Origin of the sequence: Actinoallomurus sp. CA-142502 (genome assembly GCF_050936355.1) — a bacterium.
GTDB lineage: Bacteria > Actinomycetota > Actinomycetes > Streptosporangiales > Streptosporangiaceae > Actinoallomurus > Actinoallomurus iriomotensis.
In genome coordinates this window covers 5,277,077-5,291,396 of sequence record NZ_JBNJMY010000001.1, presented here as the reverse complement: position 1 = coordinate 5,291,396, position 14,320 = coordinate 5,277,077, and the positions used below count along the sequence as shown (strand labels likewise).

General features: G+C 73.2%; 15 protein-coding genes. 10 read left to right on the top strand and 5 right to left on the bottom strand.

What is annotated here, in order from left to right:
* Positions 1-70 precede the first annotated feature (70 nt).
* The 10 genes from ACQEV1_RS25185 to ACQEV1_RS25140 all read left to right on the top strand — a co-directional run bounded on the left by ACQEV1_RS25185 (position 71) and on the right by ACQEV1_RS25140 (position 8,373).
* Positions 71-874: a universal stress protein gene (locus ACQEV1_RS25185; protein WP_433396492.1), complete on the top strand. Its 804-nt coding sequence runs from the start codon at positions 71-73 to the stop codon at positions 872-874.
* Positions 875-945: 71 nt separating this feature from the next.
* Entirely contained in the window at positions 946-1,197 is a 252-nt protein-coding gene (locus ACQEV1_RS25180; protein ID WP_433396490.1) for a hypothetical protein, read from the top strand.
* Positions 1,198-1,291: 94 nt separating this feature from the next.
* Positions 1,292-2,419 (top strand): DUF2330 domain-containing protein, encoded by a 1,128-nt coding sequence (locus tag ACQEV1_RS25175; RefSeq protein WP_285624913.1) that lies wholly within the window; start codon positions 1,292-1,294, stop codon positions 2,417-2,419.
* Between the two features lie 102 nt (positions 2,420-2,521).
* Positions 2,522-2,917, top strand: coding sequence for an ABC transporter permease (locus ACQEV1_RS25170; RefSeq protein WP_285624915.1), 396 nt, complete (start codon positions 2,522-2,524; stop codon positions 2,915-2,917).
* 232 nt (positions 2,918-3,149) lie between these two features.
* Positions 3,150-4,313 (top strand): EAL domain-containing protein, encoded by a 1,164-nt coding sequence (locus ACQEV1_RS25165; RefSeq protein WP_433396487.1) that lies wholly within the window; start codon positions 3,150-3,152, stop codon positions 4,311-4,313.
* A 52-nt stretch (positions 4,314-4,365) separates the two neighbouring features.
* Positions 4,366-4,803 (top strand): MarR family winged helix-turn-helix transcriptional regulator, encoded by a 438-nt coding sequence (locus ACQEV1_RS25160; protein ID WP_433396486.1) that lies wholly within the window; start codon positions 4,366-4,368, stop codon positions 4,801-4,803.
* Entirely contained in the window at positions 4,800-6,473 is a 1,674-nt protein-coding gene (locus ACQEV1_RS25155; RefSeq protein ID WP_285624921.1) for an MFS transporter, read from the top strand. Before ACQEV1_RS25160 ends, ACQEV1_RS25155 begins: the two co-directional genes overlap by 4 nt.
* Positions 6,470-7,207, top strand: coding sequence for a dienelactone hydrolase family protein (locus ACQEV1_RS25150; protein WP_285624923.1), 738 nt, complete (start codon positions 6,470-6,472; stop codon positions 7,205-7,207). The genes ACQEV1_RS25155 and ACQEV1_RS25150 overlap by 4 nt, the downstream gene beginning before the upstream one ends.
* A gap of 10 nt (positions 7,208-7,217) precedes the next feature.
* Positions 7,218-7,496, top strand: a complete 279-nt coding sequence (locus ACQEV1_RS25145; protein WP_285583451.1) for a DUF6295 family protein — start codon at positions 7,218-7,220, stop codon at positions 7,494-7,496.
* 361 nt (positions 7,497-7,857) lie between these two features.
* On the top strand, positions 7,858-8,373 hold the full coding sequence (locus ACQEV1_RS25140) for a hypothetical protein (RefSeq protein ID WP_285624925.1): 516 nt from the start codon (positions 7,858-7,860) through the stop codon (positions 8,371-8,373).
* 43 nt (positions 8,374-8,416) lie between these two features.
* On the opposite strand, the gene ACQEV1_RS25135 is transcribed toward ACQEV1_RS25140, so the two are convergent.
* Genes ACQEV1_RS25135 through sucD form a run of 5 tightly spaced genes read right to left on the bottom strand, consistent with a single transcriptional unit; the run spans position 8,417 to position 14,319 of the window.
* Entirely contained in the window at positions 8,417-9,955 is a 1,539-nt protein-coding gene (locus ACQEV1_RS25135; RefSeq protein WP_433396483.1) for an aldehyde dehydrogenase family protein, read from the bottom strand.
* Positions 9,956-9,983: 28 nt separating this feature from the next.
* On the bottom strand, positions 9,984-11,681 hold the full coding sequence (gcl, locus tag ACQEV1_RS25130; RefSeq protein ID WP_433405965.1) for a glyoxylate carboligase: 1,698 nt from the start codon (positions 11,679-11,681) through the stop codon (positions 9,984-9,986).
* A 14-nt stretch (positions 11,682-11,695) separates the two neighbouring features.
* Positions 11,696-12,580: a 2-hydroxy-3-oxopropionate reductase gene (locus ACQEV1_RS25125; protein WP_433396481.1), complete on the bottom strand. Its 885-nt coding sequence runs from the start codon at positions 12,578-12,580 to the stop codon at positions 11,696-11,698.
* A complete protein-coding gene (locus tag ACQEV1_RS25120; RefSeq protein ID WP_285624934.1) occupies positions 12,577-13,386 on the bottom strand; it encodes a hydroxypyruvate isomerase family protein in 810 nt (269 codons plus the stop codon). The genes ACQEV1_RS25125 and ACQEV1_RS25120 overlap by 4 nt, the downstream gene beginning before the upstream one ends.
* Positions 13,387-13,428: 42 nt before the next feature.
* Positions 13,429-14,319: a succinate--CoA ligase subunit alpha gene (sucD, locus tag ACQEV1_RS25115; protein ID WP_433396478.1), complete on the bottom strand. Its 891-nt coding sequence runs from the start codon at positions 14,317-14,319 to the stop codon at positions 13,429-13,431.
* Position 14,320 lies beyond the last annotated feature (1 nt).

The window sequence follows — 14,320 nt, the reverse complement described above, 5'->3', positions numbered from 1 at the left end:
GTCGGGCACACGTGCCGGATGAGGCCACCGCGGCCCGCGTCATCCCGGCTTGCGGGGGAATGTTCGAGTCGTGATCCGGGACCACGTGCTGGCGGGGTATGTCGATGACGCGGGGGGCCGCGAGGCGCTGGCGCTCGCGCGGAGCATCGCGGAGGTGACCGGTGCGCGGCTCACGGTGGCCGTGGTGCACTCGCCGGAGCGCGCCGCCTCGGTGGTCGAGGCGCAGGCGGCGCTCGCGCACGCCGCCGCCCTGCTCGAGGAGTTCCCGGCCGACCTCGTGACGCACGAGAGCCGCGGCGCGAGCCGCGGACTGTCGGTGCTGGCGAGCCGGACCGGCGCCGATCTGATCGTGATCGGCTCGCCGCCGGGCGGAGCGCACGGGCGGATCAACCTGGGCGGCACCGCCGACCACCTGCTGCACGCCGCGACCCAGGCGGTGCTGCTCACGCCCCAGGGACACACGCCGTCCGGCGCGCCCGAGCGGATCACCGTGGCGTACGTCCGCCGCCCGCAGTGCGACGAGGCGGTCACGGCGGCCGCGTCCGCAGCGGCGCGGCTGGGCGTGCCGCTGCGGCTGGTCACGCTGGCGCTCGACGGCGCGGACGAGGACCCGCTGCGCGACGACCTGGCGCTGGCGATCAGGACGGCCGCCGAGAGCCACGGGATGGATCCCGGCGAGGTCCAGGCCGCCGTCGGCACGGGCGACGACGTGGCGGCGGCCGTGGCGGACCTCGACTGGAGCCAGGGCGACCTGCTGGTCTGCGCCAGCAGCGAGGACGCCCCGGTGCACCGGGTGTTCCTCGGCGAGACGGCGTTCAAGGTGGTGCGCGCGGCGCCCTGCCCGGTGGCGGTCCTGCCCCGGGGGCGTACCTGACGTGTGGCGCCGCGCATCGGGGGAACGCGTCCGTTGAGGGGGTTCCGCCGGCCAGGAGAGGGGGGTCCGTCATGGCCGGACGCGATGACCGTACGACGTCTGCGAGCCTCCGGCGCGAACTGGAGCTCGTCGAGGCCGAGATCGCGCGACTGCGGGAGTCGGCGGCGGAGCTCCGACGACAGATCGGCGAGCGGTGGTTCGACCCGACCGACGAGGCCGAGCGTGCCGCGCTGATCACCGCGGCCGAAGAGCAGGAGGCGCTCGTCGACTCCCTGGAGGCCAGGCGCGAGCAGCTGCTGAAGCGGATCGAGACCGCCGAGTGAGTCACCACGCCGGTGCCGGGCGCGCCGGCCCGGCCGAGTCCGAACCGTGATCCGTGTCCCGCAACGGCCCGGCGCGGACCGGCGTCTGAGGGACATGCGCATCAGGCATCTCGCTCGTCTCGCCCTCGTGCTGGCCGTCGCCGCCGCCGGTCTCTCACTCATGCGCCCGTCGTGGGCCTGCGGCTGCGGCGCGCTCGTGACCTCTACCAGGTCCGGAGTGAACGTGGCGGACGAGACCTCCATCGTCCGCTACGACGGCGGGCAGGAGGAGATCGTCATGCGGCTGTCGGTGCGCTCGCAGGCCCGGGACGCCGCGTGGCTGATGCCGACGCCGGCGCGGGCGCGGGTGACGCTCGGCGACAGCGCCTGGTTCGACCAGCTGGACCGGCTGACCGAGCCGGCCGTCGTCCGGCACCGGCGGTGGCTGCCGCGCCTCGGCGGCGACACGATGGTCGGCGCCGCGGCGCCGAGGAGGGGTGACGGGGTCGGGGTGCTCGACCGGCAGCGGCTCGGCCCGTTCGAGGTGACCACGCTGTCCGCCGGCGACTCGAGGGCACTGGCCTCGTGGCTGACCGCGCACGGTTACCGCCTCCCCGGGCGCCTGGCCGAGGCACTGAAGCCGTACGTCGCGCGGCACTGGACCTACACCGCGATCAAGCTCGCACCGCGGCAGGGCCGTCTCACCGGTGCGCTGGATCCCCTGCGCGTGACCTTCGCCAGCGATGCCCCGATCTATCCGATCCGGCTGTCCCGGCTGGCCACGTCGCCGCAGTCCGTGCACCTGTACGTCCTCGCGCCGCACCGCGTCTCGGTGTCGGGGCTCGAGGGCGGCATGCTCACCACGTACGCGGGCCGGGTGACGCCCTCGATGGTCGCCTCGCCGGGGCTGCGCGCGATGGTCGGGGACGGCGCCTTCCTCACCGAGGTGGTACGGCACGGCATCCCGCCGTCCGCCTTCACCGACGATCTCCGGCTCGGCTACACGGCCGACACGCCGTACCGGGAGGTGATGGACGTCGACGGCGGTCTCGTCACGTTCCTCGGCGTCCCCGCGTACCTGTGGTTCGTCGTGGGCCTCCTCGTGGTCGTGATCGCCGGCGCCGCGGCGGCCGTGGTCTCGGCCCGGCGCGCGGCGCGCGGACGGCGCGCGAGCGCCGGCGCGGTGCCTCCCGCCGCGGACGGGAACCGCCCGGAGAGCCGTCCCGCCCGGCCGCGGAGCTGAGCCTCCCGGCCCCTCCGCCTTTGCCCTGCGGAAGCCAAATGATGATCTCGGTTGGAGTTCAGGACGGTTTGGCTTTCCCGGCAGGGTGGGAGGACTCCGGGCATGTGGATCGCTCCCGAACGACGGCGCGCGCACCGCTGGATCGCGCCCGTTCTCGCCGTGGCCGCGGGTGTGGCGGTCGGGGCAACCGTGGCACTCCGCGGGCAGACCGAGACGGGGCTGGTGGCCGCCGCCGTCCTGCTGGCGTACGCCCTGCTCCTCGGGGCGAGGGGCGGCGAGGCGTCCGGCGGATCGCACGACACGTTCGGCGCGGCCGGCGGCCGTGGCGGCGGGCACACGCGTGCCGCGGCGGCGACCTGCGACGTGCTGGTGGCGGTGATCGTGGCGGCGCTCATCGTGCAGGCGCTGCGGGGCGCGGAGATCTGGGTGCTGGCGGGCCTCGCGGCCATCGCCTGCATCACCTACCTCATCGCCGTCCTGAGCATCAGCTGGTACTAGCGACCCGCCGGTCTCAGCGGCGGCGAACACCCGAAATGCCGGTGAACAGTCCACCAACACTGACAATTCGCTCATAACGTCACGCAGAATCAGTACGTGACCGAGCGAAGCGAGGGAGCCAAAAGGCACAGCACCTTGGTCACAGGGCCGACGAAGGAGGGCCTGTGACCGAGCGAAGCGAGGGAGCCAAAAGGCACAGCACCTTGGTCACAGGACCGACGAAGGAGGCCCTGTGACGGAGTACGCCGCCTATTCGCGCGGGGCGGAGGGCGCCTTCGCGCGACGCGGCCCCGGTGGTCACGCCGCGCCGCCTCCGTCCCCGAACCTCGCGCTCCACCCCGTCATGGACCTGGAGACCGGCACCGTCGTGGCGGTGAGCGCGCCCGCGCCCGCCGGCCGGGTCACCGATCTGGAGTCCGACGTCGACCGGGCGATCCTCGCCGCCAACGCCACCACACAGCGCGAGACCCTGCTGCCGCTCCACGTGGCCCTGCGCGCCGCCACGCTCACCGACGACCGCGGCATTGACCGCCTGCACCAGACGTTCATGAGCATGGGCCGCCGGCCGAGCGGCGTGATCATTTCGGTGAGCGGTCTGTTCGCCGGCATGCCGCCGCAGGAGGCCGTCGCACGGCTCGGCCGGCTGCGGGCCACGGGCTACCTCATCGCGATCGAACGCGCGGCCGACCTGCCGGCGCGCTTCCTCGCCGAGGTCGCGCCGTCCGTACTCGCGCTCGACCCCGAACTGGCCCGGCGCGCGTCGGCGGATCCCCGGCGCGCGGCCCTCGTCGACGCCCTGGTCTCGCTGGGCCGTCGTACGGGCGGCCACGTGCTCGCCCCCGGCGTCGTCCACGACGAGCAACTGGTCAAGCTGCGCGGCCTCGGCGTACGGCTGGCCCAGGGACCGCTGCTCGCCGCGCCGGACTGGCGGCCGGGCATGCCCGTGACGGTGCGCCTGGGCCCGCGCGAGACCGACCGGCTCGGCCCGCGCGTGACGGAGTTCATGCTGCCCGCGGCCGTCATGGCCGACACCGTGACCGCGGATGAGGTCTTCTCCGCCTTCAACGCCGAACCCACGACGACCAGCGTGGTCCTGGTGGATCCGGCGCAGCGGCCGCGGTACACGGTCGACCGGACGCGGTTCCTGCTCAAGCTCGCCGGGGCGTACGGCCACGCCCTGCACTCGCACAAGCCCGCCGCGCGCCTGGCCGATCAGCCCCGGCCGGTGCCGCGCACCGTACCGGCGATCGCCGCGCTGCGCGCCGCCGGCGACGACACGTCGCGGGTGTACGACGACCTGGTGGTCGTCGACGAGGTCGGCCGCTGCCTGGGCATCGTCCGGGTCGGCGACCTCATCCGCAGCCTCTCGGCCCTGGAGCGGCGAACCGCCTCCTGACGCCACCCGCCCGATTTGTACATACAGCCTTATAAGTCTTAGTTTACGAATTGTGGTGAACGAGGCGGATGAGGACCGTGCGGCCTCCGATCTGCGTGTCGCCCTCGGCCGGGTCGTACGGCGGCTGCGGCAGGCGCACGAGCCCGGAGAGCTGACCCTGTCGGAGGTGTCGGTGCTGTCGCGGCTCGACCGGGACGGCCCCGCGACACCCGGCGCGCTCGCGGGCGGAGAACGGGTGCGGCCCCAGGCGATGGGAACCACGCTGGCGGCGCTCGAACAGCGCGGCCTCGTGGCGCGGATGCCCGACCCGGACGACGGGCGCCGCGTGTCGATGTCGATCACCGAGGACGGCCGCGGGATCCTGCTCGACCGGCGTTCGGCGAGCGTGCGCCGCCTGAGCCGGGCGCTCACGGAGGGGTTCAGCCCCGAGGAGCGACGCCGCCTGATCGAGGTCGTCCCCCTGCTCGACCGGCTGGCGGACAGCCTGTGACGCACGGCGACCGGTACAAGTGGACGGCCCTTTCCAACACCACGCTCGGCGTGCTCATGGCCTCGGTGGACGGCTCCATCGTGATCATCTCGATGCCGGCGATCTTCCGGGGCATCGGGCTGGACCCGCTCTCCCCCGCCAACATCGGCTATCTGCTGTGGATGATCCTCGGCTACCTGCTCGTCGCGGCCGTACTCGTCGTGGCACTCGGGCGGCTCGGCGACATGTTCGGCCGTGTCCGCCTCTACAACCTCGGCTTCATGATCTTCGCGGTGGCCTCGCTGGCGCTGTCGGTCGACCCCTTCCGCGGCGGGTCGGGGGCGCTGTGGCTGATCGGGTGGCGCGTCGTCCAGGGCGTCGGCGGAGCGATGCTGACGGCCAACTCCGCGGCCATCCTCACCGACGCGTTCCCGCTCGAACAGCGCGGCATGGCGCTCGGCATCAACCAGATCACCGCGCTGGCCGGGCAGTTCCTCGGGCTGCTGGCCGGCGGGCTGCTCGCCGAGATCGACTGGCGCGCGGTGTTCTGGGTCAGCGTGCCGATCGGCGTCTTCGGCACCCTCTGGTCCTACCGCAGCCTGCGCGAGGTCGGCTCGCCGCGCGCGGCGCGGATCGACTGGCTCGGCAACCTCACCTTCGTGTGCGGGGCGCTGGTCCTGCTCGCCTCGATCACGTACGGGATCCAGCCGTACGGCGGGCACGCGACCGGGTGGGCCAACCCCCGGGTGCTCGGCGGGCTGTGCGGCGGCGTACTGCTGCTGGCGGCGTTCTGCGTCGTGGAGACGCGGGTCGCCGAGCCGATGCTGCGCCTCGGGCTGTTCCGGATCCGGGCGTTCGCGGCCGGCAACCTCGCGGCGCTGCTCACCGCGATCGCGCGGGGCGGCATGCAGTTCATGCTGATCATCTGGCTGCAGGGCATCTGGCTGCCGCTGCACGGCTACGACTACGAGCGCACGCCGCTGTGGGCGGGCATCTACATGCTCCCGCTGACCGCCGGTTTCCTCGTGGCGGGCCCGATCTCGGGCTACCTGTCGGACCGGTTCGGCGCCCGGCTGTTCTCCACCGGCGGCCTCGCCGTGGTCTGCGCGGCGTTCGTCGGGCTGCTGTCCCTGCCGGTCGACTTCTCGTTCTGGGCGTTCGCGGCCCTGCTGTTCGCCAGCGGCTTCGGGCAGGGCATGTTCTCGGCGCCGAACACCTCGGCGGTCATGAGCAGCGTGCCGCCCGACCAACGCGGCGTGGCGTCCGGGATGCGGGCGACGTTCCAGAACTCCGGAACCGCGCTGTCGATCGGGGTGTTCTTCTCCCTGATGATCGCGGGCCTGGCGAACTCGCTGCCGCACACCCTGTCGGCCGGGCTGCAGGCCCAGTCGGTGCCCGCGGGCGACGCCACGCGCGTGGCCACCCTGCCGCCGGTCAGTACGCTGTTCGCGGCGTTCCTGGGCGACAACCCGATCGGCCACCTGCTCGGGTCGAACGGCCTGCTGGACGGGCTTCCCGCCGCCAACCGGGCGACGCTCACCGGAAAATCGTTCTTCCCCGAACTCGTCTCCGGGCCGTTCCATCATGGTCTGGTGCTCGTGTTCACCGCCGCCGCCGTCATGGCGGCGATCGCCGCGCTGGCCTCGCTCCTGCGCGGCACCCGATATGTCCATGTTGAGGAGAAAGTATGAGCGACGCGCTCAGGGCCGAGACCGTCACCATCAAGGGGCACAACGACGACGAGATCGAGGCGTACCTCGCCCGGCCGCTGGGCGACGAGCCACGGGGCGGTGTCGTCGTCATCCACCACATGCCCGGCTACGACGAGGCCACCAAGGAGATGGTGCGCAAGTTCGCCGCGCACGGTTACGCCGCGCTCTGCCCGAACCTGTACTCGCGCGAGGCTCCGGGCGCGGACCCGGACGACGCCGCGGCGACCGTCCGCGCGGCCGGCGGCGTGCCGGACGAGCGGCTGGTCGGCGACGTCGACGGCGCCGCCAAGCACCTCAACTCCCTGGAGGGCGCGAACGGCAAGATCGGCGTGATCGGGCACTGCTCCGGCGGCCGGCAGACCTTCCTGTCCGCGTGCTCGCTGCGGATCGACGCCGCGGTGGACTGCTACGGCGCCTTCGTCGTCAACGACCCGCCGGCCGGCATGCCCCCGACCATGAAGCCGATCCTGGGCCTGGCACCGCAGCTGTCCTGCCCGCTGCTCGGCCTGTTCGGCGCCGAGGACAAGTTCCCCTCCCCCGCGGAGACCGCGGAGCTGTCCGCCGAACTGGACCGGCTCGGCAAGGAGCACGAGTTCCACACCTACGAGAACGCCGGGCACGCGTTCTTCGCCGTCGACCGCCCGGCGTACCGGGTGGAGGCCGCCGTGGACGGCTGGGGCAAGATCTTCGACTTCTTCGGCCGCTACCTCTGAGGCGGGGATCATGTGCACCTACCAGACCCACAAGATCGAGATCAGCGGCAGCGGTAAGGCCAAGATGGGCTGGATCAGCCTCAAAGAGGCCGCCGTGTACGTCGACCACCCCGTCCACCTGCAGCAGGACCATTCGGTCAACATCGACTTCATCGACCCGGCGCGGGGACCGTCCGCCCGGGTCGCGGTCGAGCTGACCGAGGAGGCGGCGCTGGCGCTCGCCGACGCGATCCACGAGGCGATCGCCGCCGCCCCGCCCGGCCTCGCAGCCGCGGGCACCCGCTCCTGACAGACCCGCCCGGGAACCCCGCGCCGTCCGGCGGCGGGTTCCCGGGCGGTCTCTGACCGGGCGTCGCCGGTGACCGCGTCTGAAGCGGGTGTACTCACGCCGCGTCGGCTCGCCCGCCCGTCCGCCGCTCGGCCGACGTACGGGTCGTGCGTGCGGGCGAGCCCCGGACGCGGATCGCGGAACGTGCACGAGCCGCGCCGTCCGGCCGCGCGTGCATCACCGCGCCGCTCCAGCCGACCCTGCTCGGCCGGTCGCGGTCAGAGACGGCCTGGCGCCGTCGGCCGCACGCGGCCGGAAATGTCGTGATTTCGTTGCATTCGCAGCGGTGCACGGTACGGGCGTCGCGCGGGATGATGACACGGTGCGGAACCCACCCGAGGAACACTCCCTTGCGGTGTGGATATGGCCGCGGGCGCTGCCCCTCCGGGAGATCTTCGGCGCCGCGTGGGACGACCCGGACATCCGCACGCGGTTCCTCACGCTCGCCGGCCAGTGGCACACGCGACACCCCTCGCCCCGGCCCGATCCGGGACCCGGTGGCGGACCGCGGCCCGGTCAGTGGATGTGGCACCCGCCCGCGCACAGCATCTACGACTCCCACACCTACGAGGAGGCCGGCGACGACTGGCTGGAGGTCGCGGTCCGGATGGAGAACGCCGACTACTTCCCCGGACACTGCCGTATCGAGGCCTCGCTGACGGTCGCCTGCCGCTGCGACAGCCCCCATGACCGGCACACGATCGTGGAGACCCGGTGGCGATCCGGCGGCCCGGTGGCCGCGCTGGACGCGCTCACCACGGTGCTGCGCGCCACCGACCAGTGGCTCGCCGACTCCCGCCGTCCCGACTGGTGGCGACGGCACTCCGGGCTCACGTGAGCACACGGATGGTCCGGCCGGCCGGACCATCCGTCGTCCCGTCTCATCCGGGCTGGAGCGTGTACGTGAGGAAGTTGCCGGGCAGGCGCTCGTCGGCCGGGCCCTCGGTGACCGCGCGGACGAGCAGTTCGCCGCCCACGAACGCCCCGTGCCACGAGGCGCCCAGCCCGCCGAACAGCTCGTCGCGGTCGCCGCGCGAGCGCGGCTCGCCGATGCCGACCTTGAACGCGCGCACCTCGGCGGCGAGACGCCGCGCCGTCGCCTCGTCGTCGCAGGAGACGCTCGCCACGAGCGCGCCGTTGGAGGCGTTCATCGCGGCCAGCAGCTCCGCCTCGGTGTCGACCAGCACGATCGTGTCGACCGGGCCGAACGGCTCGGCGTGGTGCAACGGTGAGGAGGGCGGCGGCCCAAGGATCGTCACCGGCGCGAAGTACGCCGACGTGTCCTGGCCGGGCAGGAACCGGCCGTCCGCCGGCGTACCGCGGTGGAGCGGCACTCCGCCGCGCGCGATCGCCTCGTCCACCTGGCCGGCCAGCTCCTTGGCCTTGGCGTCGTTGATGAGCGGCCCGAAGTCCAGTTCGGGCAGCGGGTCGTCCGGGTCGTCCACGGCCAGCGGGTGGCCGAACCGTACCTGGCCGACGGCCGGCAGGTACGCCGCGAGGAACCGGTCGAACAGGGAGCGCTGCACGACGAACCGCGGGTACGCCGTGCAGCGCTGCTTGGCGTAGTCGAACGTCCTGCGGATCTGCCCGGCCAGGCGCGGCCAGTCGGAGTACTCCCACACGCCCCAGCAGTTGAGGCCCTCCTGTTCGAGGATGTGCCGCTTGCCGAGGTCGGCGACGGCCGCGGCCACGTGCGCGCCGGTGTCCCGGCCGCCGACGAAGGAGACGCAGCCGATCTCCGGCGCACGGACCAGGGCCGCCGACAGCTCGCGGCCGGCCCCGCTGACGAGGGTGACCGGCAGCCCCTCGCTCGCGGCCAGGGCGCACGCGAGGGTGAGGCAGGCGAGACCGCCGTCGGTGGGCGTCTTGGCGATCGCCGCGTTGCCCGCCAGCACCTGCACGAGCATGGCGTGCATGAGCACGCTCATCGGATAGTTCCAGCTCGCGATGTTGCTGACCGGCCCCTCGAGCGGGCGGCGGCCGGCGATCATCCGGTCGATCTCCTCGACGTACCAGCGCACGCCGTCGACGGCGCGGTCGACGTCGGCGGTGGCGAGCCGCCACGGCTTGCCGATCTCCCACACCAGGAGCAGCGCGAGCAGGTCGCGGTGCGCGGCCAGGGCGTCGAGGGCCGCGCCGACCCGCGCCCTGCGCTCGGCCAGTGGCGTGTGCCGCCACTCCCGGTGCCGGTCGAGCGCGGCGCGTACGGCGGCAGCGGCGCCCGCGGCCGGCAGCAGCGGCGGGCCGGCGATCGGCGTGCCGTCCACCGGCGACGTGGCGGGCGCCGGCTCCCCGTCACGTCGCCACCGGCCGCCCCAGCGGTTGCGCACGCGGTCGTCGTCGAACGCCTCGGGCGCGGCCGCCTGGCAGCGCCGGTACGCGTCGGCCCACCCCGTTCCGGGCTTGATGCTCAGAGCCATCATGTTCTCCGCATACTGTATGCACTCATTAGCCGACAAAAAGCGCGGGCTCGGGGACCGGCTCGTACTCCGTGATCGCGTCCAGCGACGCGCCCATCGCCGCGTTCGCCTCGCGCTCGACCATGACCTCGACGAGCACCGGCAGCCGCGCCCGTTCGCTCTCCTCGGCCGCCCACGCGAGCGCCCCGCGGAGGTCGTCCGGGCGCTCGACCCGGCGCGCCGGGCAGCCGAACGCGTCCATGAGCTTGACGTGGTCGACGCCGCCCTCGCCGTAGTGCAGGTCGACGGCGTAATTCATGTCGTACGGGAGCTCCGCCTGGCGGATCAGCCCGAGGTACTCGTTGTTGATCATGACGACGACGAAGGGGATCCGGTACTGCGCCGCGACCGCGATCTCCTCCATCAGGAACTGGAAGGAGTAGTCGCCCGCGACCGCCACGACCGTACGGTCCGGGTGCGCGCACTTGACGCCCATCGCCGCCGGCACCTCCCAGCCGAGCGGCCCGGCCTGCCCGCACACGAGGTAGCGTCGCGGCAGGTACGTGCGCTGGAACTGGCCCGACCAGATCTGGTACAGCCCGATCGCGGTGACGAACGTGGTGTCCGGGCCGAAGAAGTCGTTGAGTTCACGGAAGACGCGCGGCGGCTTGATCGGGACGTCGTCGAAGTCGTCGCGTCGCGGCAGGGCTGCGCGCAGTTCGGCGACCCGGTCCGCCCACTCCCCCGCCGGCCGGGCCGGACCCACCGCGCGCGCCTGGTCCAGCAGCGACGCGAGCGCCGGCCGGGCGTGCCCGACGACGCCCAGGTCCGGCTCGAACACCCGGCCGATCTGCGTCGGCTCGATGTCGACGTGGATGAAGCGCCGGCCGCGCCGGTACGTCTCCAGGTCACCGGTGTGCCGGTCGCCGAACCGTGCCCCGACCGCCAGGACCATGTCGGACTCCAGGAACGCCGCGTTGCCCCACCGGGTCTGGGTCTGGATGCCGGCCATCCCGGCGAACAGCGGATGGTCCTCGGGGAAGGCGCCCTTGCCCATCAGGGTGACCTGCACCGGGATCTGGAGGTACTCGGCCAGCGCCCGCAGTTCGGCGTCCGCTCCCGCGACGATGACGCCGCCGCCGGCGAGGATGAGCGGCCGCTCGGCGGCGAGCAGCATCTCCACCGCCGCCCGCACCGGCTCGGGCCGTGGCGCGGGGACCTCCACCGGCAGGGGGCCGTCGAGGGCCGGGTCGTAGCGGCACTCGCCGCGCTGGACGTCCACGGGCAGGTCGATCAGGACGGGACCCGGGCGGCCCGAGCGCGCCACGCGGAACGCCTCGCGGAACACCCACGGTGCCTGGGCCGGCTCCTTCAGCTGGACCGCCCACTTGCACACCGGCCGCGCGATCTCGACGATGTCGACCGCCTGGAACGCCTCCTGGTGCAGCTTGGCTCGCGGCGCCTGGCCGGTGACGCAGACGATCGGGACCGAGTCGGCGAGCGCGGTGTACAGGCCGGTGATCATGTTGGTGCCCGCCGGGCCGGACGTGCCGACGCAGACACCCACGTTGCCGGTGGCGCGGGCCCACCCGTCGGCGGCGTGCGTGCCGCCCTCCTCGTGCCGCACGGTGACGTGCCGGATCCGGCTGGCGCGCAGCGCGGCGTAGAACGGCAGGATCGCCGCTCCGGGGATGCCGAAGACCGTGTCGACGCCCTCGGACTCCAGGACACGGACGGCCGCCTCCATACAGGGGATCGTGTTCACGCCCGGTCCTTCCCGGAGATGTTCTCGACCACCTTGAGCAGGGCCGAGTGGTCGAGCGAGCCATGGCCCTGAGAGCGGGCGGCGGCGATGAGCTGGGCGACCAGCCCGGTCATCGGCAGGGCCACGTCCGCCTCGCGGGCGGCCGCGAGGGCGATGCCCATGTCCTTGTGGTGCAGGTCGACGCGGAAGCCGGGGGTGAACTCCCGCTTCACCATCGACTCGCGTTTGAGGTCGAGGACGCGGCTGCCCGCCAGCCCGCCCGCGAGCACGTCCAGGCCGGTACGGCCGTCGACGCCGGAGGCCTCCAGCAGCACGAGCGCCTCGGCGACCAGCGCGTACACGCCGCCGACCACGAGCTGGTTGGCGGCCTTGACCGTCTGGCCGGCGCCCGCGGGCCCGACGTGGGCGACCGTGGTGCCGAGCGCCTCGAACAGGGGCGCCGCGGCGGCGAAGTCCGCCGCCTCGCCGCCCACCATGATCGACAGTCGTCCTTCGACGGCTCCCGGCTCGCCACCGCTGACCGGCGCGTCCAGTACCCGTACGCCGGCGGCGGCGCCCGCCCGCGCGAGCCGGCGGGCCGTCTCCGGCCGCACCGTGCTCATGTCGATGTAGAGCGTGCCCGGCTGAACGTGCCGCAGGACGCCGTCCGGGCCGAGCGCGACCGCCTCGACGTCCGGCGAGTCGGGGAGCATGGTGATGACCACGTCGGCGTCCGCGACGGCGCCGGCCAGGTCGGCCGCGCCGCGGCCGCCCGCCGCCACCAGCCGTTCGACGCGGTCGGCGCCGAGGTCGTGGCCGACGACGGAGTGACCGGCCCGCGCCAGGTTTGCCGCCATCGGGCCGCCCATGACGCCGAGGCCGATGAAACCGATGTTCTTCACGCGTTCTCCTTGCTGGGGAGCCATCCGAAGCTGTCCGCGCTCGGCCCGTCCGGCCGGTACTCCAGGCCGACGAAGCCCGGGTAGCCGGACGCGTCGAGCGCGGCGAACACGTCGCCGTACGGCAGGTCCCCCGTGCCCGGCCGGCCGCGTCCCGGCACGTCGGCGATCTGGACGTGGCCGAAGGAGGCGGCGTGGCGTTCGATGACGGCGATCGGGTCCTCGCCCATCCGGGCGAGGTGGTAGAGGTCGGCCAGGAACGCGACGTTCCCGGTGCCCGCCTGGTCGCGGACGCGGTCGATCACCGCCAGGGCGGTGTCCGTGGACGTCAGCGGATAGCCGGGGTTCTCGTGGGAGTTCAGTGCCTCGACGACGACCGTGGCGTCGCATCGCCGGGCCGCCTCGGCCGCCAGGCCGAGGTTGGTGGCGGCCAGGTCGTCCTGCGCGTGCGGGTCCAGGCCGGGGACCCGGTTCCCGTACAGGGCGTTGAGCACCCGGCAGCCGGTCGCCTCGGCGATCCCGACGGCCACGTCGATGTTCGCGCGGAACCGGCCGGAGTCGTCGGGGCGGGACAGCAGCCCGCGGTCGCCGGCGGCCATGTCGCCGGCGTCGAAGTTCAGCCCGGCCAGGTGGACGCCCGCGTCGCCGAGGGCGCGGAGCAGGGCGTCGACCTCGCGGTCGGCGGGCTCGGGGCCGGCGAAGGGCCACCACAGCTCGACCGCGTCGAACCCGGCGGCCCGTGCCGCCGCCGGCCGTTCGAGGAGCGGTAGTTCGGTGAACAGGATGGACAGGTTGACGTCGAAGCGCATGTCACTCCTCGCGGGCGTCCGGCCGTGGTCAGGCGGTCGTGGTCAGGCGGTCGTGGCGAGGCATTCGCGCATGAGGCGGGCGGTTTCGCTGGGGGTCTTGCCGACCCGGACACCGACCTTCTCCAACGCCTCCTTCTTCGCCTCGGCCGTCCCCGACGAGCCCGAAACGATCGCGCCGGCATGCCCCATGGTCTTGCCCTCCGGGGCGGTGAACCCCGCGACATACCCGACCACCGGCTTGGTCACGTTCGCCTCGATGTAGGCCGCCGCCCGCTCCTCCGCGTCCCCGCCGATCTCCCCGATCATCACGATCGCGTCGGTCTCCGGGTCGGCCTGGAACGCCTCCAGAGCATCGATGTGGGTGGTCCCGATCACCGGGTCACCACCGATCCCGATACAGGTGGAGAACCCGATGTCCCGCAGCTCGTACATCATCTGGTACGTCAGCGTCCCCGACTTCGACACCAACCCGATCCGCCCCGGGCTGGTGATGTCGGCCGGGATGATCCCCGCGTTCGACTTACCCGGCGAGGCCACCCCCGGGCAGTTCGGGCCGATGATCCGGGTCTTGTTGCCCTTGGCCACCGCATGCGCCCACGCCACCGTCGAGTCATGCACCGGGATCCCCTCAGTGATCACGATGCACAGGCCGATCTCCGCATCGATCGCCTCGATCACCGCGTCCTTGGAGAACCTCGGCGGCACGAACGCCACCGACACATCCGCCCCGGTCTGGGCCATCGCCTCAGCGACCGAGCCGAACACCGGCAGATCCCGGCCCTCGCTCGTGACCGTCTGCCCCGCCTTACGCGCGTTCACCCCACCGACGACGTTCGTGCCGGCCCGCAGCATCCGCGCGGTGTGCTTGGTTCCCTCCGAGCCGGTCATCCCCTGCACGATGACCTTGCTGTCCTCGGTCAGCCAGACCGCCATC

What these genes read in the sequence shown, in the direction of transcription:
- ACQEV1_RS25180 (WP_433396490.1), top strand. Translation starts at nt 946, where the DNA reads ATGGCCGGACGCGATGACCGTACGACGTCTGCGAGCCTCCGGCGCGAA.
- ACQEV1_RS25175 (WP_285624913.1), top strand. Translation starts at nt 1,292, where the DNA reads ATGCGCATCAGGCATCTCGCTCGTCTCGCCCTCGTGCTGGCCGTCGCC.
- ACQEV1_RS25170 (WP_285624915.1), top strand. Translation starts at nt 2,522, where the DNA reads ATGTGGATCGCTCCCGAACGACGGCGCGCGCACCGCTGGATCGCGCCC.
- ACQEV1_RS25150 (WP_285624923.1), top strand. Translation starts at nt 6,470, where the DNA reads ATGAGCGACGCGCTCAGGGCCGAGACCGTCACCATCAAGGGGCACAAC.
- ACQEV1_RS25145 (WP_285583451.1), top strand. Translation starts at nt 7,218, where the DNA reads ATGTGCACCTACCAGACCCACAAGATCGAGATCAGCGGCAGCGGTAAG.
- ACQEV1_RS25135 (WP_433396483.1), bottom strand. Translation starts at nt 9,955, where the DNA reads ATGGCTCTGAGCATCAAGCCCGGAACGGGGTGGGCCGACGCGTACCGG.
- gcl (WP_433405965.1), bottom strand. Translation starts at nt 11,681, where the DNA reads ATGGAGGCGGCCGTCCGTGTCCTGGAGTCCGAGGGCGTCGACACGGTC.
- ACQEV1_RS25120 (WP_285624934.1), bottom strand. Translation starts at nt 13,386, where the DNA reads ATGCGCTTCGACGTCAACCTGTCCATCCTGTTCACCGAACTACCGCTC.
- sucD (WP_433396478.1), bottom strand. Translation starts at nt 14,319, where the DNA reads ATGGCGGTCTGGCTGACCGAGGACAGCAAGGTCATCGTGCAGGGGATG.